The sequence below is a fragment of the Pontibacillus sp. HMF3514 genome (genome assembly GCF_009858175.1).
Lineage (GTDB): Bacteria > Bacillota > Bacilli > Bacillales > BH030062 > Pontibacillus.
In genome coordinates, this window is the sequence record NZ_CP047393.1 from 1,227,685 (window position 1) to 1,248,472 (window position 20,788).

Consider the following 20,788-nt stretch of genomic DNA (forward strand, 5'->3'; position numbering starts at 1 on the left):
CACAGCAAAAAACCTGTCCTTCCTTTCAACAAAACAAAGGGAAGACAGGCTTTTTTAAATTCAGGATATTTTCGGGAAATGTAATACATTATCTATAATGATCTTTAACGGAATACTTTTATTTGATTTTCAGTGATCCCTTTAATTAATTTCAGTTCACTAATTAAAAATTTATGTGCGTTGTCAAACAATTGTTTTTCGCTTGTATTAAGTGAAGTCTCTTTCTTTATACGCATTAAATCACGTACAACTTCAGCAGCTTCTTGTAATTTACCTGTTTTTATTTTGTCTGTGTTCACTTTAAACCTTTGTTTCATTGGCACTTTCTCTGATTCTCCGTGCTGAAAAATGTGTATGATGTGTTTTAACGCATTTATTTCAGTAACTGGGCGGATATTTGAATTCGATATTTTATCCTTAGGAATCATGACTTGCATATTACTGGCTGACATTCTTATGATATAGTACTGTTTTGTTTCTCCTAAGATTTCCTTTTCTTCTATGGCTTCAATTATACCTGCACCGTGCATTGGATAAACAATGTTATCGCCAATTTGAAACAAAAAATCCACCTCCATATATGGTAACACTATTAAGTTTAACATACATGTTGTGTTTTGCCAAATTTTTAATAATAACAAATCTTGTGTTATCAGTCAATACACTTTATTTAGAAATTAGAAAAAATTCATGAACAGAAAAAATACCCTATGAAGAAATGCTCGTCCTATCTCTTCTTAAAATAGGGGGAAGGTACACGCGTTTGTTCTAATTTCACAAAACGTAAATACCGTCTCCTTATTTTTGTGATATAGGTGCACGTGAAATATATGTCTTATTTAAGTATCAAAGAGAGAATTTTTAGAATCAAGTCAGTCTTTTGTTCAAAAATAAAGATCGTGGATAGATTCTTGATGTTATGACTTGTATCATGAGCTAAAAGATAAGATAATATGGGGATGGATTGAACGTCTTTGAAGAGCACTAGAAAAAAGCCTATTACATCTGTGTAATGAATTCTACATATGGAGGAATTTAAAATGACTCACCCCTCAGAAATGAAGATTTTTACATTAAATTCAAATCAGCCACTAGCCAAGGAAATTTCTGATACATTAGAAATCCCATTAGGAGAAAGTTCGGTCATCCGTTTCAGTGATGGGGAAGTTCAGGTCAATATTGAGGAAAGTGTAAGAGGTTATGATGTTTATCTTGTACAATCAACATCCCAGCCTGCAAATGAATATTTAATGGAATTATTGATTATGGTTGATGCGTTGAAAAGAGCTTCAGCAAAATCGATCAATGTTGTCATGCCTTATTATGGCTATGCCAGACAAGACCGCAAGGCACGTTCTCGTGAACCCATTACCGCTAAACTTATTGCCGATCTACTAGAAACTGCAGGGGTCTCTCGTGTTGTTACCTTAGATTTACATGCTCCTCAAATACAAGGTTTCTTTGATATTCCAGTAGACCAATTGCATGGGGTTCCACTACTAGCAAAACACTTTAAAGAAAAATCTCTTGATGATGTCGTAGTTGTCGCACCTGATATTGGTGGTGTTGTACGTGCAAGGAAAATGGCCAGATTACTAAATACACCTATTGCTTTTATAGATAAACGGAGGCCTGAGCCTAATGTCTCCGAGGTTATGAATATTGTTGGGTCTATTGAAGGGAAAACAGCCATTATGGTTGATGACCTTATTGATACGGCTGGAACTATAACATCCGCTGCAAATGCCCTAATTGAAAGTGGCGCTAAGGAAGTTTACGCAAGCTGTACACATCCAGTACTCTCTGGACCAGCGATGAGTAGGATCGAAGACTCCATGATTAAAGAATTAGTGATAACCAATTCTATTTCACTTCCAGAGGAAAAACAAATAGATAAGATCAAGACACTCTCTGTAGCACCACTCTTATCAGAAGCAATATCACGAATCCAAAACAAGCTTCCAGTCAGTGTGTTATTTGACTGATAGATATCGTGCCTGACCCCCAGTGCTTTAAAGCGGTAGGGGACAGGCACCTCTTTTTAAATCAATTAAGCAAAAAAAGAAACCTCAAAGGCTTCACTGAGGTTTCTTTACTTATATAGAAGCTTTAATTGTTTCCAAATCCTTTCGAAACTTCACTCACGACATGACCAGATATCGAGTTCTCACCCTCTGCGCTAAAATCACCTAGACTGACAACACCTTTTAAATGCTCATTTTCGATCACTAATAAACGTTTGATTTGGTTTTCCTGCATTAAGCGTGCGGCATCTTCCACATTCATATCAGGATTACCTGTCACAACATGATCTGTCATAACTTGAGAAGCAGTAACATCCTCTGGAGATCCTTTCGTAAGACCATTCACTACAATATCCCGATCTGTTACCACCCCAGCGTATTTATCATTTTCTATAACGGGTAGAAACCCAACATCGTGTTCCTTCATCTCATTAGCTAATGTGTTTAGATCATCAGATAAATGTACAGAGATAAAACTTGTCGTCATATATTCTCTCAATGTAGGCATTGAAGTCACCCTTTTCTTCATGATCTTTCACAAATTGTTTTCCTTTTGTTTCTTTGGACTAAACAGATAAATTGAAAATATGATGATGTACTTAGGGTGTTGGATAGATGGAGTGAAAAAACTAAATGGTAAGTATTATATACTCCACAAACGCTCAGATCCCCTCTCAAAAGTTTTCTTTCCGATTATTTTACGAGATATCTAGTGAAAGGGATGAACGGTGAAGGTAAGAGAATGACCTTCCTTACGTTGAGGGGAGGAGATCTGTTAACGAAGCAGAGATTTATTTTAATAAGTGCAAATGAAAATTCCTTATGCAACTAGGCATGAGGAATTTTTTACAACATTCTTCTCTAGAAGCATACTTGAAAATGTGTTGTGAGTCGATAAAATTCCCGGAAGTGAGTAGTTGGCAACAAAGGTACCTACAATTTTTTAAAATAAATTTATTTAAATTTATTGTATTTTCAGAATATTGCTGATATATTAATAATCAACAGTTAGGAAAGCGCTTACCTAAAATGCTTACTACTTAAATTTAAGGAGGTTGATGGATGGAAATTGCCTTTAATGAAGCAACAACCTTATCTTCTTCAACGCTAGAGCAAGACTTACAGCTATGTGAACAATTTGGGTATGACTATATTGAGATTCGTTTAGATAAGTTAAAAGAATATTTAATCCATCACACTGTGGAAGATTTAGTTAATTTTTTTAATACGTCTAATTTAAAGCCTTTATCATTAAATGCCATTGAGTTTTTCACATTTCAGAATAAGACAAGCTTTGCCCTGATGGAAAAGGATCTACGCCTACTAGCGGAAATTGGTGAAAGGATTGGCTGCTCCACAATAGTGGTGGTACCTTCCTTTGATATTGGCCATAAGACTAAAACGGAAATTAAAGAAGAAACCGTTCAATGTTTAGAAAGGCTTGTAAGCATTATAGAACATACATCGATGAAGCTTGCATTGGAGTTTGTTGGATATCCGAATTGCTCTATTAATACAATCCATCAGGCTAATGAAATTATTGAGACAATGGATCATCCGCAAATCGGCTTGGTAGTAGATTGTTTTCATGTTTATGCAATGAATTCAAATTTAGAGGATCTTAGACATGTTAAAGATGAAAACATATTGTTGTTCCATATTGATGATTGTGAGGATTTACCTCAAGGAAGTTTAAGGGATTGGCATCGTTTATGGCCCGGTGATGGCGTAATTCCTATAGAAGAAATCTATAACATTTTGAGGGAAAAGGGTTTTAAAGGGCCTGCATCAGTTGAATTATTTCGCCCGGCTTATTGGGAATTGCCTCCAGAACAATGTATTCAAGTAGCGAAACAGAGAGTAGCAGATGTTTTGGAAACATGCAATTCTAATTATTTTTTGCAAAAAGGTTAAGCGCTTAACTAAAAAAGGAGTGAACGAATTTGAGAAAACTCGCAAGTATAGTAATGGCATTGGTAATTATGGTTGCAGCAGGTTGTTCGGATTCAAGTTCTGGTTCAGCTAATTCTGAGGGTGATTCGAAAACGATTTCAATTGCGATGGTTGCAGGTGCTGAATCAACGGCCATTAAAGAAATGGTTTCGCAATTTGAAAAAGAATCTGGGGTTAAAGTGGAATGGAATGAATTTGATTACAACACACTCTATGAACGAATTTATAATGACTTGAGAACAGAAAGTGGCACATATGATGTCATTTTTGCAGATGATCCATGGATGCCGATGTTTGCAGGGGGAGGATTCCTGACACCATTAGGGGAGTTAGGATACGAACCGAGTGATGATTTTGCCAAGCTTTCTCGTCAGGTAAGCATGTGGCCAGCTCCAGAAGGTCCAAGATTACCAAGTGGTAACTCAGATGAAGAGCCTAAATTTTATGGAGTTCCTCAAGTAGGAAATGTTCAGTTGTACTTTTATCGAAAAGATATTTTAAGTGAAGCTCCGGAAACTTGGAATGATGTAGAAAAAGCTATTGCGAAGCATAAAGACGATATCAAATATGGTTTCATACATAGAGGAGCGCGTGGAAATCCAATTGCTACTAACTTCAACGCTTTCCTATGGTCTCATGGAGCTGACTTCTTTGATGAGGAATGGAACGTAACGCTAGACAGTCCAAAGGCAATTAAAGCTCTAGAACAGTATGTTAGTTTTAAAGAAAATGCCCCAGAAGGAATTGCAAACTATAATGCAGACTCTCTTGGCCGTGTGATGACTAAAGGTGACGGACTGATGTCCATCAATTGGCCAGCGTGGGGACAAACCATGGAGAACCCTGATAAATCTGAGGTTGTCGGCAAAATGGGATATTCTCTTGTTCCAAAAGCAGAAGGTGAAGAACACGCACCGATGGTTGGTAATTGGATCTTCGGAATACCGAAAGCATCTGATTCAAAAGATGCAGCTTTAAAATTCATCAAATGGGCATCTTCTAAAGAAGTCCAGAAAGAGATGACAAAACGCGGGGGAATCCCAACCCGTACTAGTGTATTAACAGATTCTGAATTGCAAAAAGAATATCCTTACCTTGAAGCGGTAAAAGAAGGGCTAGAAAACGGAAAAATGCGCCCGCGTACACCACTTTATTCAGAAATTGAATCCATTTATGGAACCCATCTGAATCGTGCATTGATCGGTGAATTGAGTCCAGAAGAAGCACTAACCAAGGCTGCAAATAAGATTCGTAAACTGATGGAGGAGAATGGTTACTGATTAGGAAAAGGGGCATAGCGGCTATTTGGCGTTGTGCCCTACTAATCTTTCATTAATTTCTGGAAGGAGCTATAACATGAGTGAGAAGTCTTCCGTAACAGAAGTATTAAGCTCTAAAAATATTGCTGAGAAAAAAAGAAAAAGTGGAAATGCATTTCTTAAATCGGAAAGAAGATTACCTTATTATCTATTGTTACCAACATTTATTATTTTGGTGATTTTAACCGTTTTCCCTATAGGTTATTCCATTGTTGTATCCTTTTCTGGATTTGATACATTTGGGAACTCAACTGGATTTCAAGGGCTGCAAAACTATATAGATATCTTTAAAAGCATACCTTTTTGGAATGCTTTAATGATTACCTTAATTTACACTGTTTTAGCCGTATCTTTGGAAATGTTTTTAGGTTTTAATCTGGCTTTAATGGTTTCAAATGACGGAAAGATGATGAACTATTTACGCTGGTTTTTAATCATTCCTATGATGCTTTCTCCACTTGTTGTAGCAGTCGTGTTCAAATTAATGCTAAATACAGACATGGGGATCATTAATTATATGCTTCAAAGTCTAGGATTTTCAAAGGTGAATTTCCTTGGAGATTCCATGACAGCCTTTCTTTCGTTGGTTGCAGTTGATATATGGCAATGGACACCAATGTGTTTCCTAATCTTACTAGCAGGGTTGCAGTCTTTACCAAAGGACCCATTTGAGGCCGCAGAAATTGATGGGGCATCAAAGTTTCAGATCGTTCGGTTTGTAACACTTCCTATGTTAAAACCTATCATCATTGTTGCGCTTGTCATTAGAACTATGGATGCGTTGCGTACATTTGACCAAGTTTTCGTCCTAACACAGGGTGGTCCAGGAAGGTCGACTGAAACGATTAGTTTCTTAATGTATCGTTCTGCTATGAAATTCTCTGATTTTGGTTTTTCTTCAGCAGGTCTATTGATTGTTCTCGTAGTCACGATATTGATTTCTACGTTCTTAATTAAACTAATGAATCGTTCTCAAGCAGCGAATTAAAGGAGTGTGTCAACCATGTCTCAAGCTGTAAAACCAAAGGGAGAATGGAAAACTAAAATCTTTCGAGGGGTTTTCTTAACAGGCACAATTATGTTTATTTTCTTTCCACTCTATTGGATGGTCATTACAAGTTTGAAGAAGGAAAGAGAATTATTCTCAGATACTCAAACATTTTTTCCTAAAGAGCTAACTTGGGAATATTATTTCGATCCCGTTAATGGAATTTTTGCACCAGGAAGTCCTTTTATCGATTTCTTTATTAACAGTACCATTGTATCTTTTACATCGATGCTATTGTGCGTGTTAATAGGATCTTATGCAGCATATAGCCTTGCTCGGTTTACATTGAAGAAAAATAGAAATGAAAAAATAGCTTTTATTATTTTAACAGCTAGGATGCTACCCCCTATTGTATTAGTTATTCCGTTGTATTTAATTATGCAGAAGTTAGGTCTCGTTAATACATTGTGGGCTATGCTTATTGTCTATACTGGATTTAATTTACCTTTTGTGGTTTGGATGATGAAAGCATTTTTCGAAGAGGTTCCACAAAGTCTAGAAGAATCTGCTATGATTGACGGTTATTCCAGAATTATGGCGTTTTACAAAATTGTATTACCACTTGCCCTACCTGGTTTAGTAGCAACATCAATCTTCACAGTAATATTGACGTGGAATGAATTTTTATTCAGCATGTTCCTCTTAAACTCTACTGATGTGATGACGTTGCCAGCGGGTATATCTACCTTTATTACACAATATCAAACCAATTGGGGTGCATTAACGGGTGCTGCCACCGTTTCTATCATTCCGGTATTAGTGTTCTCGTTTGTTGTTCAGAAACACCTTGTTAAAGGGATGACTTTAGGTGCAGTAAAAGGATAATCAATCAAAATAAAAATTAACTTTTTATGAAAGGAGCGGTTTAAACTTGTCAAAAGAAAAAGCCGTTGTCGCTATTATTGGTGGAGGAAGAATAGGACAATTACATGCTGACCACGCATTAAAATCCGACAAAGTTGAATTGAAAACCTTGGCAGATATTAATCTAGAAGGCTTAAGAGGTACAAAATACGAAGAAAACATCCCCATTCTAACAACTGATACAGAAACGATTTTTAACGATTCTACTATTGATGCAGTATTTATTTGCTCTAGTACAGATACACATTTAACTTACATCAAAAGAGCTACACAAACAGGGAAACATATTTTCTGTGAAAAGCCGATTAGCTTTAATGTTGAAGAAACACGAGAAGTTCTACAATTAGTCAAAATCTCTGGTGTCAAGTTTCAAGTTGGTTTTAACCGCCGATATGACAAACATTTCAGGAAAGTATATGAAACAATACGTGATGGAAAAGTAGGAAACCCTCATGTGATTAAGGTTACATCTCGTGATCCAGAACCACCCCCAGAGGAATATATTAAACGTTCGGGTGGCATGTTTATGGATATGACCATTCACGACTTTGATATGGTCCGTTTTCTTTCAGGGAGTGAAGTAAAAGATATCACTGTAAAAGCTGCTAATTTAGTGGATCCAAAATTTGGGCGTAACGGTGATGTGGATACAGCTATTATAACCTTAACGTTTCAAGATGGTTCACTAGGCGTGATTGACAATAGTCGCGAAGCAGTTTATGGGTATGATCAACGAATTGAAGTATTTGGTGATCAAGGTGTTGTGTCTGCTGACAATGAATCCCCAACAAATGTGCAAATTAGTACTAAAGATATCGTGTCTATCGATCATCCAAAATACTTTTTCATAGAGCGTTATCTAGACGCTTACATTGAGGAACTTGATGAATTTATCACTTCCATATTAGAAAATAAAACGTTACTAACCACTGGGGAAGATGGGTTAAAAGCAGAAATGTTGGCAAAAGCAGCGCAAATATCCTGGGAAGAAAAGCGTACCGTTCAGTTAGAAGAACTGGAAAAGGTTGTTCAGTAGTACTATGAAATTCTAAATTTTCCAAATATATAAACTCAACTGTTGAAGTGATACAGGGAGTCAAGTATACTTGGTTTCAATATTAAGGAAAGCGCTTACCTTAATAATGTTTATAGGAGGTTTATAATGGCGAACTTAACTGTAAAGCCGAACGAAAGGGATCAAGAGGGAAAAATCCTATCTGTAACTCCAGAAACAGCAGGGTGGGATTATGTAGGCTTTGATGTACATGTTTTAAGGCAAGGAGAGGATATATCAAAGCTAACGAACGATAAAGAAGTTTGCCTCGTGTTATTAAGTGGCAAGGCAACTGTAAACACAAAAAATGATACTTTTGCAGAAATTGGAGAACGGAAGAATGTTTTCGAGAAAATTCCTCCATATTCCGTATATATTCCAAGTAATGACGAATACACAGTAACGGCACATACAGAAGTAGAATTAGCTGTATGCTCTGCTCCAGGTAAAGGCAACTATGAGGCTCGATTAATTTCCCCATCTGATGTAGGGGTAGCAGATCGAGGGCATGGTAAAATGTCTAGAAAAATTCATAATATCTTACCAGAGCAAGAACCAGCGGATAGTTTATTAGTGGTTGAGGTGTACACTCCTGATGGTAATACTTCTAGCTATCCTCCTCATAAGCATGATACGGACAATTTACCGAATGAATCTTATTTAGAAGAAACCTATTATCATAAAATTAACCCAGAGCAAGGGTTTGTATTTCAAAGGGTCTATAACGACGATCGTAGTCTAGATGAAGCTTTAAGTGTAGAAAATTGTAATGTAGTCCTTGTACCAGAAGGATATCACCCTGTCTCTTCAGTACCAGGGTATGAATCCTACTATTTAAATGTAATGGCTGGGCCAACCCGAGCATGGAAGTTTCACAATGATCCAGATCACGAGTGGTTATTTAAAAATGTTATGGAAACAAAATAGAAACGCATTGCCTTTTTATTTTTAGATTTTAGTTAAGCGCTTAACCTAATCAAAAAAGGAGGGTTCGATATGTACGATCTCAACTTTAAGCAAGATCGTCCAATCGATTTAATAGGTGTAGGTCGACTATGTATTGATTTAAATACAAATCAAATAAATACACCAATGGAAGAGACGGTTTCTTTTACTAAATATGTTGGTGGGTCTCCTGCTAATATCGCCATCGGAGCTTCTCGACTTGGTCTTAAAAGTGGGTTTATTGGTAAAGTCTCAGATGACCAAATGGGAAGGTTTATTACAAAGTATTTAGATGACAACAATATTGATACTTCAGGTGTTTCTATTGATGACACCGGTGCGGTAACAGGGCTTGCTTTTACAGAAATCAAAAGTCCTGAAGACTGTAGTATTCTCATGTATCGAGATAATGTAGCTGATTTAAAACTAGATACAGCTGAAGTCTCAGAGGACTATATTAAACAATCTAAATCCATTTTAATTTCGGGTACAGCTCTTTCAGCAAGTCCTTCTAGAGAAGCAGTCTTTCTTGCACTCGAGTACGCTAGAAAACATGGGGTAGTGGTTGTGTTCGATTTGGATTATCGTCCGTATTCATGGAATTCAGAACAAGAAACTGCAACGTATTTTAATTTAGCAGCTGAAAAGTGCGACGTCATCATTGGAACAAGAGATGAATTTGATGTAATGGAACAATTCGAAGGAGATAAGCAATCTTCTGATCGGGATACTGCGCAAAAGTGGTTCGACCATCATGCTGAAATTGTTGTCATTAAACATGGGGGAGAAGGTTCAATTGCCTATACGAAATCTGGTTTTTCTCATAAAGGTGACATTTTCAAAACAAAGGTACTAAAAACCTTTGGAGCAGGTGATTCATATGCTTCAGCTTTTATATACGGTTTGTTAAATCAATGGGATATACCTAGTGCGATGGAGTTTGGAAGTGCCTCGGCATCTATTGTTATTTCCAAGCATAGCTGCTCAGAAGCGATGCCAACGAAAAATGAGATTGATACGTTCATAGATTCAGCTGTAAAAGCTAGGTGATCAATATACTGATTTATAAATTTGAAAGATCTAAATATAGGAGGTAATTGAATGACTCAAACCACATTTGAAAAGGTGAATAATTATGTCGGTGGTAAGTGGATAGAATCCAATACAGATAAAACAGAATCTGTTTTCAATCCTGCAACTGGAGAAGTGATTGCAGAAGTACCTATATCTACAAGAGAAGACTTGGACCATGCGGCAAGCGTTGCAAGTGAGGCTTTTAAAACGTGGAGTGAGGTCCCAGTTCCAAAACGGGCTAGAATTCTATTTAAGTACCAACAACTATTAGTAGAACATTGGGATGAATTAGCTGAATTAATAACTATAGAGAATGGGAAAAACTTCAAAGAAGCGTATGGTGAAGTACAACGTGGAATTGAATGTGTGGAATTTGCAACTGGTGCACCTAGCCTAATGATGGGATCTCAATTACCTTCCATATCTTCAGGTATGGAGTCGGGTACGTACCGATATCCTATTGGAGTGGTAGGGGGGATCACTCCATTTAACTTCCCAATGATGGTGCCATGTTGGATGTTCCCAATGGCACTAGCTACAGGGAATACATTCATTTTGAAGCCTTCGGAGCGAACACCGTTACTGGCTAACCGCCTGGCTGAATTATTAGAGGAAGCAGGTTTACCAGACGGAGTGTTTAACATCGTTCACGGGGCTCATGATGTAGTGAATGGAATATTGGATAACAAGGATATTAAGGCTATTTCTTTCGTAGGTTCACAACCGGTAGCGGAGTATGTATATAAGCGTGGAACAGATAACCTAAAGAGAGTTCAAGCACTAGCAGGCGCTAAAAACCATTCTATTGTGTTAAGCGACGCTAATATTGAAAATGCTGTAACTCAAATTTTTAATGCTGCATTTGGGTCTGCAGGAGAACGCTGCATGGCGTGTTCTGTCGTTGCAGTGGAGGAGGATATAGCAGATGAATTTATCCAGCGTCTCGTACAAAAATCAAATGAAATAAAAATAGGAAATGGACTTGAAGACGACGTTTTCCTTGGCCCTGTTATTCGTGATCAACATAAGGAACGTACGATTCAATATATTCAAACAGGTGAAGAAGAAGGGGCGACCTTAGTTCGCGATGGACGAAAAGATGTCGAAGGTGAACAGGAAGGATATTTCGTAGGACCGACAATTTTTGATGAGGTAACAAGTGAAATGAAAATCTGGCAGGATGAGATCTTTGCTCCCGTTCTCTCCATTGCTAGAGTTAAAAATCTTGAAGAGGCGGTTGAGCTAACGAACACTTCTCGTTTTGCTAATGGAGCTTGCATTTTCACTAAAGATGGAGGAAGTGTAAGGAATTTCCGTGAAACGATTGATGCTGGAATGCTTGGAGTGAATATAGGGGTACCAGCTCCAATGGCATTCTTTCCATTCTCTGGTTGGAAAGATTCCTTCTATGGCGATCTACATGCTAACGGAAAAGATGGTGTTGCATTTTACACGAGGCAAAAAGTTGTAACAGGCCGTTGGGTATAAGAGTGATAGCCGGATAGGGATTTCCTCTTTCCGGCTATATGTGCATCTTCTGACTTCCATAATAAAATGAGGTGAATGATAGTGAGATTAACAACTGCTCAAGCACTGATTTTGTTTTTAAATCAGCAATATATTGAGGTAGATGGAAAAGAGCAAAAACTTTTCAAAGGGATATTTACGATCTTTGGACATGGAAATGTTCTCGGTTTAGGGCAAGCATTAGAACAGGATAGTGGTGACCTTGAAGTGTACCAGGGACGAAATGAACAGGGAATGGCACATGCTGCTGTTGCTTATGCTAAACAAAACAATCAGAAGCAGTTAATGGCCTGCACATCTTCCATTGGTCCTGGTTCAGCTAATATGATTACAGCAGCATCCACTGCGACGGCAAATAATCTTCCAGTATTACTATTGCCTGGTGATACATTTGCCACACGACAGCCGGACCCAGCTTTACAGCAAATTGAGCAAATACATGATGCTTCTATCACAACGAATGATGCTTTCCGACCGGTTAGTAAGTACTGGGATCGAGTTTCACGACCGGAACAGTTAATGAGTGCCTTAATTAATGCGATGCGTGTTTTAACAGACCAAGCAGATACAGGTGCCGTGACTCTATCGCTTCCTCAAGATGTTCAGGGCGAAGCTTTTGACTACCCAGAGTATTTCTTTAAAAAGCGTGTACATCGGATAGAACGTAGAAAACCAACGGATATGGAACTACATGATGCTCTAGAATTAATGAAAAAGAAGAAAAAGCCTCTCATTGTAAGTGGCGGAGGCGTAAGGTATTCCGAATCGGGAGGAAAGCTTAAAGAGTTTGCAGAGAAGTATCATATACCAATTGCAGAGACCCAAGCAGGTAAAGGTGCTGTGGAAGGTACGTTTCCCCTCAATCTCGGAGGAATAGGTGTTACTGGAAATTCTGCTTCTAATCAGCTAGCGAAAGAAGCAGATCTTGTGATTGGCATTGGGACAAAATTTGCAGATTTTACAACTGGATCGAAGGAACTGTTCCAACATCATGACGTTGATTTCTTGACTATTAATCTATCAAAATATCATGCCAACAAGTTGGATGCCACAACAGTAGTCGCAGATGCCAAAACAACCCTAGAAGAGCTAGGTGATTTACTAGATAAAGAGAATTATTCTTCTGGCTATAACCAAGAGATCGAAGAAGCACGAAAAGGCTGGGAAGAAGAATTAAACCGACTTTATCATACAGATTATCATAAAGTAGGATATCAGCCGGAAGTAGCAGGGCATCTTGATGAAGTCATACCAGAATATACTGAAGCTCTTGAAACTTCTCTAACGCAAACGGCTGTTATAGGAGAAATAAATCAATCCATTGCTGATGATTCTATTATAGTGGGCTCATCTGGTAGTCTGCCAGGTGATTTGCAACGAATGTGGGTTAGCAGACAACCGAACACGTATCATATGGAGTATGGCTACTCTTGTATGGGTTATGAGGTTTCTGGGTCACTAGGCGTAAAAATGGCGGAACCCAATAAAGAAGTCTATGCCATGGTCGGAGATGGTAGCTATTTAATGCTTCACTCTGAGTTAGTTACAAGCATCCAAGAAGGATTGAAGTTGAATATTATTCTATTTGATAATGCAGGCTTTGGATGCATTAATAACTTACAAATGGGAAATGGAATGGGGAGTTTTGGTACAGAATTTAGACATCGAAACAGTAAAACAGGTTCATTGAATGGTTCGATTGTTCCGGTGGATTTCGCCCAAAGTGCCGCAGGATACGGAGTGAAGACATACAAGGTGCATACCATAGAAGATTTGCGTTATGCATTAGAGGACTCTAAAAAACAAGATGTATCTACTTTAATGGATATTAAAGTTTTACCCAAAACCATGTCAGATGGGTATGATGCATGGTGGAACGTAGGAGTAGCAGAAACCTCTAAAAGCGAATCGGTAGAACAAGCTCATCAAGTACGAATGAAGCACCTCGAACAAGCTCGTAAATATTAGCAGGGTTAAAGGAGTGTCCCTATGTTTAAGGAAAACACGATTAAACTTGGAATTGCACCTATTGGATGGACCAACGATGATTTACCGGAGCTAGGGGGAGATATTCCATTTGAGCAATGTGTTAGTGAAATGGCACTAGCTGGCTTTGAAGGAACTGAGGTCGGGAATAAATACCCCCACAATAGGGATGAACTAAACAACGCTCTTACTTTACGTAATCTAAAAGTAGCAAGTGCGTGGTTTAGTGCATTTACGACCACAGAGCCCTTAGAAAATACAATAGAGGAATTTATAAAACACCGTGATTTCCTACATGATATGGGAGCTAAAGTGATTGTCGTATCTGAACAAGGTCATAGTATACAACATAAAGACGTATCTTTATTTGATGAAAAACCGATCTTTACTGAAGAAGAATGGGATCTACTAGCAGAAGGGATGAATAAGCTAGGAGCTTTGGCAAAGGAAAAGGGAATGGAAGTCGTCTTTCACCATCATATGGGGACAGGAGTCCAAACGACGCAGGAAGTGGATCGTCTAATGGAAATGACAGATCCAAATCTGGTCCACTTATTATATGATACAGGACATCTCTATTTTTCGGGTGAAGACCCATTAATTGTTCTAAAACAACATCTCCATAGAATTAAGCATGTTCATCTGAAGGATGTTCGACAATCTGTTGCTAGGAGTATTCAAGAGAATAACAAGAGCTTCCTTGAAGCGGTAAAAGAAGGTGTATTTACGGTACCTGGAGATGGAGTTATTGATTTTGAACCCATCTTCTCTATTCTTGCAGAAGCGGAATATCATGGGTGGTTCGTGGTAGAAGCAGAGCAGGATCCAGAACTGGCAAATCCACTTCAATATGCATTATCTGCAAGAGAATATATATATAAAACCGCAGGATTGTAGAAAAGATAACGTGAAGAAGGAAAGAGTAGGAATCGTTGGTCTAGATTGATCATGAAGAAAGTATACAAAGCCCTCGGTGAATTCAGGTGTGTGAAATATAAACAAGCAGATTAGTTAGAATGCTATCTGCTTGTTCTAACCTCAATAATGATGATTAATAACATATTTTATAATTCGTTAGGTTTAATAGATACAATGAATTAGGCTATAATACATATACGAGGTATTCTTGAAAAAAGAAATGGGGATCAAGCATGAAAGTAACCATATATGAAGTTGCCAAAGAAGCAGACGTTTCCATAGCAACAGTATCAAAGGTTATTAATAATACAGGGCGTATCAGTGAAGCTACACGAATAAAAGTGCTTGAGGCAATGAAAGCATTAAATTACTACCCAAGTGTAGTGGCCTCTGCATTGACAGGCAAACGTACAGATACGCTTGGTTTACTAATTCCGGATATTTCAAACCCATTTTTCTCAGAAATCGCTAGAAATATAGAGGACAAAGCACATGAACGGGGAATAAGCGTTATCATGTGTAGTACTGATCACGATGAAGAAAAGGAAAAGAAATATATAGAGCTTTTAAAGAGGAAACAAGTGGATGGTTTTATTGTAGCTTCTGGAATTAAAAATAAAGGAATTATGAAGGAACTAACTGAGGCCAATGTTCCACTTGCAATGCTAGCTCAGGAAGAGCCAGCTTATGATGTTACTGTAGTGTCTGTCGATAACTACAAAGGAGGATATGAGGCTACCTCTCACTTATTCTTAAACGGACATCGTAATGTGGGGATTATTGCTGAACAAATGCATAGTAATAATATGCGACTGTATGCTTACCGAGATGTACATGAAGCATTTGGAGTCTTAATCAACGAAGATAATATAGTCAAAACAACTGCAACAATAGAGAATGGTAGGGAGTGTACTAAGCAGCTACTTGATAAAGATGATCCACCTACAGCTATTTTTGCATGTAACGATTTGCTAGCGATAGGTGTTATACAAGCTGCGAGAGAAAAAGGATTAAATATTCCCGACGATCTATCGGTTATCGGGTTTGATAATACCATTCTAGCCACAACAACCGTTCCAGCTCTCACAACCATGGCACAACCAATTGAAGATATGGGGAAAAAGATCATCGATGTCATCATCAACAAAATAGAAGGAGACAACGAAAGACAAGAAAGCATCTTTTTCAATCCAACCTTAATGATCCGTGGCACAACGGCACCATTAGTTACAGCAAGTAATAAAGTGAAATGATACCATTTTAAAAATAACATAAAAACACAAGGAGGTATTTAACTCCTCCTTGTTTTCCTTGTGTCTATACATATTCCATCAATAGATAGTTAACACCCTTCAAGGTTATGATCGTAGCGTGATATATCCTTCCATTATTGTATTCTTATAGTATTCATCTCTATTTGCTGAGCTTTGATACATAATGAGGTCTGACCCCACCGCTTTAATATGGTTGGTTCAGGCACTTTTTTATGTGTGCGAAAAAATCAGAAAAAAGTAAATTCACACACATTTTTTATAATCATTGACCGGCAGTTTGATGGTTGTTATAGTTCTCTTTATCAAATAAATAACAGATTCAGCACCTTGTATAAGTTCAGGAATAGGGCCTGAACGTTTCTACCAGCTACCGAAAATAGCTCGTCTACAAGGGGAAAACGTCTATGTTTCTTTCCCTTTGTATAAGCAGCGGTAGTTTACCGGTGCTTTTTTACATTCTATGAATCTATAAAATTTATGGCTTGTGTATAACTTTTTAATGACAGTGGGGCCACGTCTAGCTCCAGCGCCCAGCAACGAAGGGACTTCCCTTGCCTCCGTTCGATAAGTCAACATCAAATTGGCAAACAATTTGTGTTTCCTTTATCTCACTACTGGCTCAGTCCAGTCCCTTCGTTGCTAAACGAGCGCTTACGCTTTTGTTATATGCATCTAGGAGGGGACATCATGAGACATTTCTTCAAGTTTAATGAACGTGAAACGAATTATAAACAAGAAACGATGGCCGGTATTACCACGTTTCTTTCTATGGCCTATATTTTAGTCGTTAACCCGATCATTTTAAGTCAGGCTGGGATTGATAAAGGGGCACTCTTTACGGCTACTGCTTTATCCGCCATTGTTGGATCGCTTTTAATCGGACTGATGGCAAACTTTCCTGTTGGTATTGCACCAAGTATGGGGCTTAATTCATTCTTTACCTTTTCTGTCGTTATCGGGATGGGGATTGAATGGCAAGTCGCTTTAACGGGAGTATTTATTGCTGGCATTATCTTTATGATTCTAAGTCTTCTGAAGATACGAGAGAAAATCATTAATGTGATTCCGAAAGATTTAAAACATGCCATTGCAGGAGGCATCGGGTTTTTCATTGCGTTTATTGGTTTGAAAAATGCCGGTATTGTTGTAGGAAACGAGGAGACGTTGGTAGCAATTGGTCAATTGACTAATCCTGCGACTGCCCTTGCCGTGTTTGGTTTTATTATTACTTTGATGATGCTTGTGCGTGGAATTCGTGGAGGTATTTTCTATGGAATTGTCATCACCAGCATTGTAGGCATGAGCATTGGATTAGTAGATGTGCCTGACTCCGTGGTTGGAGAGGTACCTAGCCTTGAGCCAACATTTGGGGTTGTTTTTCAGCACTTAGGGGATATCTTTACTCCTGAAATTCTTGCTGTTATTTTTACATTTTTATTTGTTGCGTTTTTCGATACGGCTGGTGCACTTATTGCTGTGGCCAGTCAGGCAGGTATTATGAAGGACAATCAAATTCCAAATGCAGGTCGCGCTCTATTAGCGGATTCCACTTCTGGAGTGGCTGGGGCTATCTTTGGTACTTCCACAACGGCTTCGTTTGTTGAATCCTCTGCCGGAGTTGCTGTTGGTGGCCGTACAGGCTTTACGAGTGTTGTAATTGCCATCTGCTTCTTTTTTGCATTGTTCTTTTCACCTATACTTGGCGTCATTACAACTGAAGTAACAGCACCTGCCCTCATCATTGTCGGTGCTCTTATGGCGTCAGAGGTAAAAGCGATTGACTGGAGCAAGATGGAAATCATGGTTCCGGCATTTGTCACCATTATCACAATGCCACTCACTTTCAGTATAGCAACGGGGATTGCCCTTGGTTTCATCCTTTACCCATTTGCTATGGTTGCTAAAAAAGATTGGAAGCAAGTCCACCCAATTATGTACGGTCTAGCTGGAATGTTTATGTTGTATTTTGTGTTTTTGTAAGGTAGGAAAGAAGTGCCTGACCCCCAGTACTTTAAAGCATTGGGGGTCAGGCACTTTTACATTATATACTCCACAAACTCTCAGATCCCCACTCATAAGGCGTTTCCTGATAAACATAATAGTTCAACCAATTCGAAAATAATAGATAAGCCTGAGATCTCCAACGATTTAAAGGCTGTTGATCAGGATCATCGTCAGGAAAATAACCAGCTGGGACATTCACATTTAATCCTTTTGCTACATCTCGCTCATATTCTTCTGCTAGTGTCGTAGATTCATATTCAATATGACCCGTAATCATCACATGCTTTTCATCATTTGATATAGCCAGTAATGGTCCAGCATCCTTAGATGAAGATAATAATGTTAACTGATCATGATTCGAGATTTCTTCCTCTGATACACCTGTATATCGCGAATGAGGGGCTAAGAATACGTCATCCATTCCCCGAACTAATTTGACAGTTGGATGCATCATGCGGTGTTGATACACGCCTGAAATTTTATCCGGAAGTGCATACTTATCAATCCCATAATGGTAATAGAGTGCTGCCTGAGCTCCCCAACAAATGTGCAGGACAGATGTGACATTGGTCTTTGTCCATTCCATAATTTCTTTGAGTTCTTCCCAATAGGCGACATCTTCAAAATCTAGTTGCTCGACAGGGGCGCCTGTAATAATCATTCCATCGTAACGTTTGTCTTTGATTTCATGAAACGTTTTATAAAATTGACTTAAATGAGATTTGCTTATATTTTTTGATTCGTATGTAGAGGTATGTATAAACTCTACATTTACTTGTAAGGGGGAATTACTGAGCAAGCGCAGCAACTGTCTTTCCGTTTTTTCTTTTTCGGGCATGAGGTTCAGAATCAGGATATTTAACGGTCGAATATCCTGAGTAACAGCACGTTCGTCCTCCATAAGGAAGATGTTTTCTTTTTCTAAGATATCTCTTGCGGGTAATTTTTCAGGAATATTAATTGGCATCTTCAGTCACCCCTTCTATAATCTACGAAATATTTTGTCTATTATAACAAAAGTTATTGGACTCGCCATCAAAAAATTTTATCTAATCTGTTGTGGGTCTCGGTACCTCTGTTTACAATAGAAAGGGCTGACAGTATGCAAAAGAATCTAATGATATTAAAATAAGATTCATAGATATATTGTAACCAGTCTTTGAGGGCTGGCTTTTATTCGTGATGAGCGATCGTTGTTCGAGAGGAGGGCTCATATGGGTGTTTTGAAAGTGATGGGCCATATCGCTGTTTTAATCGTTTTTTATTTGATTGGAAGTTGGATACAGGATCTATTCAATCTGTTTATACCGGGTAGCATTATTGGGATGTTGTTACTCTTTAGTACGTTATTAACAAAGAAAGTGAATGTGAACTGGGTGGATGAGGGAGCTGATTTCCTTATTCGTCATTTAGCGTTGTTATTTATTCCAGTTACAGTTGGCATTATACAATATCTAGATTTATTTACTGGTAAGAGTTTTTTTCTTATTCCGATCGCATTGTGCAGTACGCTACTTGTGATGGTGTGTTCGGGAATGGTGAGTCAGTATATCGTCAGAAAGAAGGAGCGGGAGTATGAGCATCTTAATCGGGATCATAACGTTCATTAGTACGGTTCTTATCTATCTAGCCTCACGAAAATTGTATCAAAAGGTTCCGAATCCGTTTCTATTACCCGTATTGCCTTCTACAGCATTCTTGGTTGCGATTCTACTTATTTTTCATATCCCGTATGAAACCTATATGGTAGGAGGAAAGTGGATCGATTGGTTTCTTGGGCCTGGTGTTGTGGCTTTAGCTTATCCTTTATATAAGAATTGGGAGATTCTCAAGAGATATAGTGTGAGCATTTTGATTGGTGTATTTGTTGGAGCGGTCATAGGGGTGTCTACGGGTTTGTTACTAGCAAAATGGGTTTCTTTTGATGAAGCTATTATTTATTCAATTATTCCTAAAAACTCCACGACACCTATAGCCATGGAGGTTGCAACTACCCTTGGTGGTGTCTCATCCATGGCGGCTGTCTTTGTTATGATAGCTGGAATTGGCGGAGCTATATTAGGGCCATTCGTTTTAAAATGGAGTGGGATTCATCACTTCCTGGGTAGAGGGATCGGTTTTGGGAGTGCTTCTCATGCGATTGGCACCTCGAAAGCTATGGAGAATAGTGAACAAGAAGGGGCTATAAGCACAGTGGCTATGACGGTTAGTGCCATTATGGTTTCTATTGTTAGTCCGATTCTTGTTTATTTTTTATATTAGGGAGAGTGCCTGACCCCCGCCTTGCTAACGCAGTAAAGCGGTGGGGGTCAGGCACTTTTTCATTTTTATTGAAGTAGATACATATAGTAGTACAAACTGTGTTAAGGGGAGTGCTGCTATGAAACCATGTCCAATCTGTGATGGGGGAGAGATGGAGGCGAAGGATCTCGTAGCGAAACAAATACGAAAGGAAGGTTTCTTGGTTCGTGGAGAGTATGCCTCATTAGAGATTGATGGAAATGAAGTTCAAGCCTATGTCTGTGGTGAGTGTGGTTATCTTGCCTTGTTTAAGCAGAGTAGACTGATGGAGAGGAAGTGATTGGGCTTAGTCCAGTTGCTTCTTTTTTATGTTTCTTTACACCGAATCATGGTTGAAATATCGATGATCTACTATATTCATTGCATACATTTTTAGTAAACTAGGATTAGTTTGTTAATACACGCTAGGTAGGGGGGATTAAGATTATAATAGGTACTAAATGTATTTTTTAAATACTAGTACACCAATTTTGGTATAGGTGCCATACTTTATCGAT

General features: G+C 38.4%; 19 protein-coding genes and 1 riboswitch. Of the genes, 16 read left to right on the forward strand and 3 right to left on the reverse strand.

The features are described 5' to 3' along the window. Positions 1-104: 104 nt before the first annotated feature. Positions 105-578: a CarD family transcriptional regulator gene (locus GS400_RS06415; RefSeq protein WP_160100102.1), complete on the reverse strand. Its 474-nt coding sequence runs from the start codon at positions 576-578 to the stop codon at positions 105-107. A gap of 480 nt (positions 579-1,058) precedes the next feature. Here GS400_RS06415 and GS400_RS06420 point away from each other — a divergent pair, with 480 nt between their 5' ends. After that, positions 1,059-1,985, forward strand: a complete 927-nt coding sequence (locus tag GS400_RS06420; RefSeq protein WP_370519759.1) for a ribose-phosphate diphosphokinase — start codon at positions 1,059-1,061, stop codon at positions 1,983-1,985. A 124-nt stretch (positions 1,986-2,109) separates the two neighbouring features. On the opposite strand, the gene GS400_RS06425 is transcribed toward GS400_RS06420, so the two are convergent. Next, complete coding sequence (locus tag GS400_RS06425) at positions 2,110-2,532, reverse strand: CBS domain-containing protein (protein ID WP_160100106.1); 423 nt, start codon at positions 2,530-2,532, stop codon at positions 2,110-2,112. A 554-nt stretch (positions 2,533-3,086) separates the two neighbouring features. On the opposite strand from GS400_RS06425, the gene GS400_RS06430 reads away from it, so the two are divergent. The 12 genes from GS400_RS06430 to GS400_RS06485 all read left to right on the forward strand — a co-directional run bounded on the left by GS400_RS06430 (position 3,087) and on the right by GS400_RS06485 (position 17,966). Then, positions 3,087-3,938: a sugar phosphate isomerase/epimerase family protein gene (locus tag GS400_RS06430; protein ID WP_160100108.1), complete on the forward strand. Its 852-nt coding sequence runs from the start codon at positions 3,087-3,089 to the stop codon at positions 3,936-3,938. Between the two features lie 29 nt (positions 3,939-3,967). Continuing rightward, positions 3,968-5,257: an extracellular solute-binding protein gene (locus GS400_RS06435; RefSeq protein WP_160100110.1), complete on the forward strand. Its 1,290-nt coding sequence runs from the start codon at positions 3,968-3,970 to the stop codon at positions 5,255-5,257. A 76-nt stretch (positions 5,258-5,333) separates the two neighbouring features. Next, on the forward strand, positions 5,334-6,284 hold the full coding sequence (locus tag GS400_RS06440; RefSeq protein ID WP_160100112.1) for a carbohydrate ABC transporter permease: 951 nt from the start codon (positions 5,334-5,336) through the stop codon (positions 6,282-6,284). Between the two features lie 15 nt (positions 6,285-6,299). Continuing rightward, on the forward strand, positions 6,300-7,169 hold the full coding sequence (locus GS400_RS06445) for a carbohydrate ABC transporter permease (protein ID WP_160100114.1): 870 nt from the start codon (positions 6,300-6,302) through the stop codon (positions 7,167-7,169). Between the two features lie 46 nt (positions 7,170-7,215). Beyond that, positions 7,216-8,244, forward strand: a complete 1,029-nt coding sequence (iolG, locus tag GS400_RS06450; protein WP_160100116.1) for an inositol 2-dehydrogenase — start codon at positions 7,216-7,218, stop codon at positions 8,242-8,244. 126 nt (positions 8,245-8,370) lie between these two features. Continuing rightward, positions 8,371-9,189, forward strand: coding sequence for a 5-deoxy-glucuronate isomerase (iolB, locus tag GS400_RS06455; protein ID WP_160100118.1), 819 nt, complete (start codon positions 8,371-8,373; stop codon positions 9,187-9,189). A 69-nt stretch (positions 9,190-9,258) separates the two neighbouring features. After that, entirely contained in the window at positions 9,259-10,257 is a 999-nt protein-coding gene (gene iolC, locus GS400_RS06460; RefSeq protein WP_160100120.1) for a 5-dehydro-2-deoxygluconokinase, read from the forward strand. 51 nt (positions 10,258-10,308) lie between these two features. Then, the gene (locus GS400_RS06465; protein WP_160100122.1) at positions 10,309-11,769 is read left to right on the forward strand and encodes a CoA-acylating methylmalonate-semialdehyde dehydrogenase; all 1,461 of its coding nucleotides are present in this window, start codon (positions 10,309-10,311) and stop codon (positions 11,767-11,769) included. A gap of 75 nt (positions 11,770-11,844) precedes the next feature. Continuing rightward, positions 11,845-13,776 carry a 3D-(3,5/4)-trihydroxycyclohexane-1,2-dione acylhydrolase (decyclizing) gene (iolD, locus tag GS400_RS06470; protein WP_160100124.1) on the forward strand — a complete coding sequence of 644 codons (1,932 nt, stop codon included), beginning with the start codon at positions 11,845-11,847 and terminating at the stop codon, positions 13,774-13,776. A gap of 21 nt (positions 13,777-13,797) precedes the next feature. After that, the gene (gene iolE, locus GS400_RS06475; RefSeq protein WP_160100126.1) at positions 13,798-14,691 is read left to right on the forward strand and encodes a myo-inosose-2 dehydratase; all 894 of its coding nucleotides are present in this window, start codon (positions 13,798-13,800) and stop codon (positions 14,689-14,691) included. Positions 14,692-14,945: 254 nt separating this feature from the next. Continuing rightward, on the forward strand, positions 14,946-15,965 hold the full coding sequence (locus tag GS400_RS06480; protein WP_160100128.1) for a LacI family DNA-binding transcriptional regulator: 1,020 nt from the start codon (positions 14,946-14,948) through the stop codon (positions 15,963-15,965). 328 nt (positions 15,966-16,293) lie between these two features. Next, positions 16,294-16,394: riboswitch (purine riboswitch) on the forward strand. A 279-nt stretch (positions 16,395-16,673) separates the two neighbouring features. Next, positions 16,674-17,966, forward strand: a complete 1,293-nt coding sequence (locus GS400_RS06485) for an NCS2 family permease (protein WP_160100130.1) — start codon at positions 16,674-16,676, stop codon at positions 17,964-17,966. Between the two features lie 61 nt (positions 17,967-18,027). Here GS400_RS06485 and metA read toward each other — a convergent pair whose 3' ends face one another. Then, positions 18,028-18,957, reverse strand: coding sequence for a homoserine O-acetyltransferase MetA (gene metA, locus GS400_RS06490; protein WP_160100132.1), 930 nt, complete (start codon positions 18,955-18,957; stop codon positions 18,028-18,030). A gap of 247 nt (positions 18,958-19,204) precedes the next feature. Here metA and GS400_RS06495 point away from each other — a divergent pair, with 247 nt between their 5' ends. From GS400_RS06495 to GS400_RS06505, 3 genes are all read left to right on the forward strand, one after another. After that, complete coding sequence (locus GS400_RS06495; protein WP_160100134.1) at positions 19,205-19,600, forward strand: CidA/LrgA family protein; 396 nt, start codon at positions 19,205-19,207, stop codon at positions 19,598-19,600. Beyond that, a complete protein-coding gene (locus GS400_RS06500; protein ID WP_160100136.1) occupies positions 19,566-20,252 on the forward strand; it encodes an LrgB family protein in 687 nt (228 codons plus the stop codon). The genes GS400_RS06495 and GS400_RS06500 overlap by 35 nt, the downstream gene beginning before the upstream one ends. 118 nt (positions 20,253-20,370) lie before the next feature. Further along, positions 20,371-20,571 carry a hypothetical protein gene (locus tag GS400_RS06505; RefSeq protein WP_160100138.1) on the forward strand — a complete coding sequence of 67 codons (201 nt, stop codon included), beginning with the start codon at positions 20,371-20,373 and terminating at the stop codon, positions 20,569-20,571. Positions 20,572-20,788: the final 217 nt, after the last annotated feature.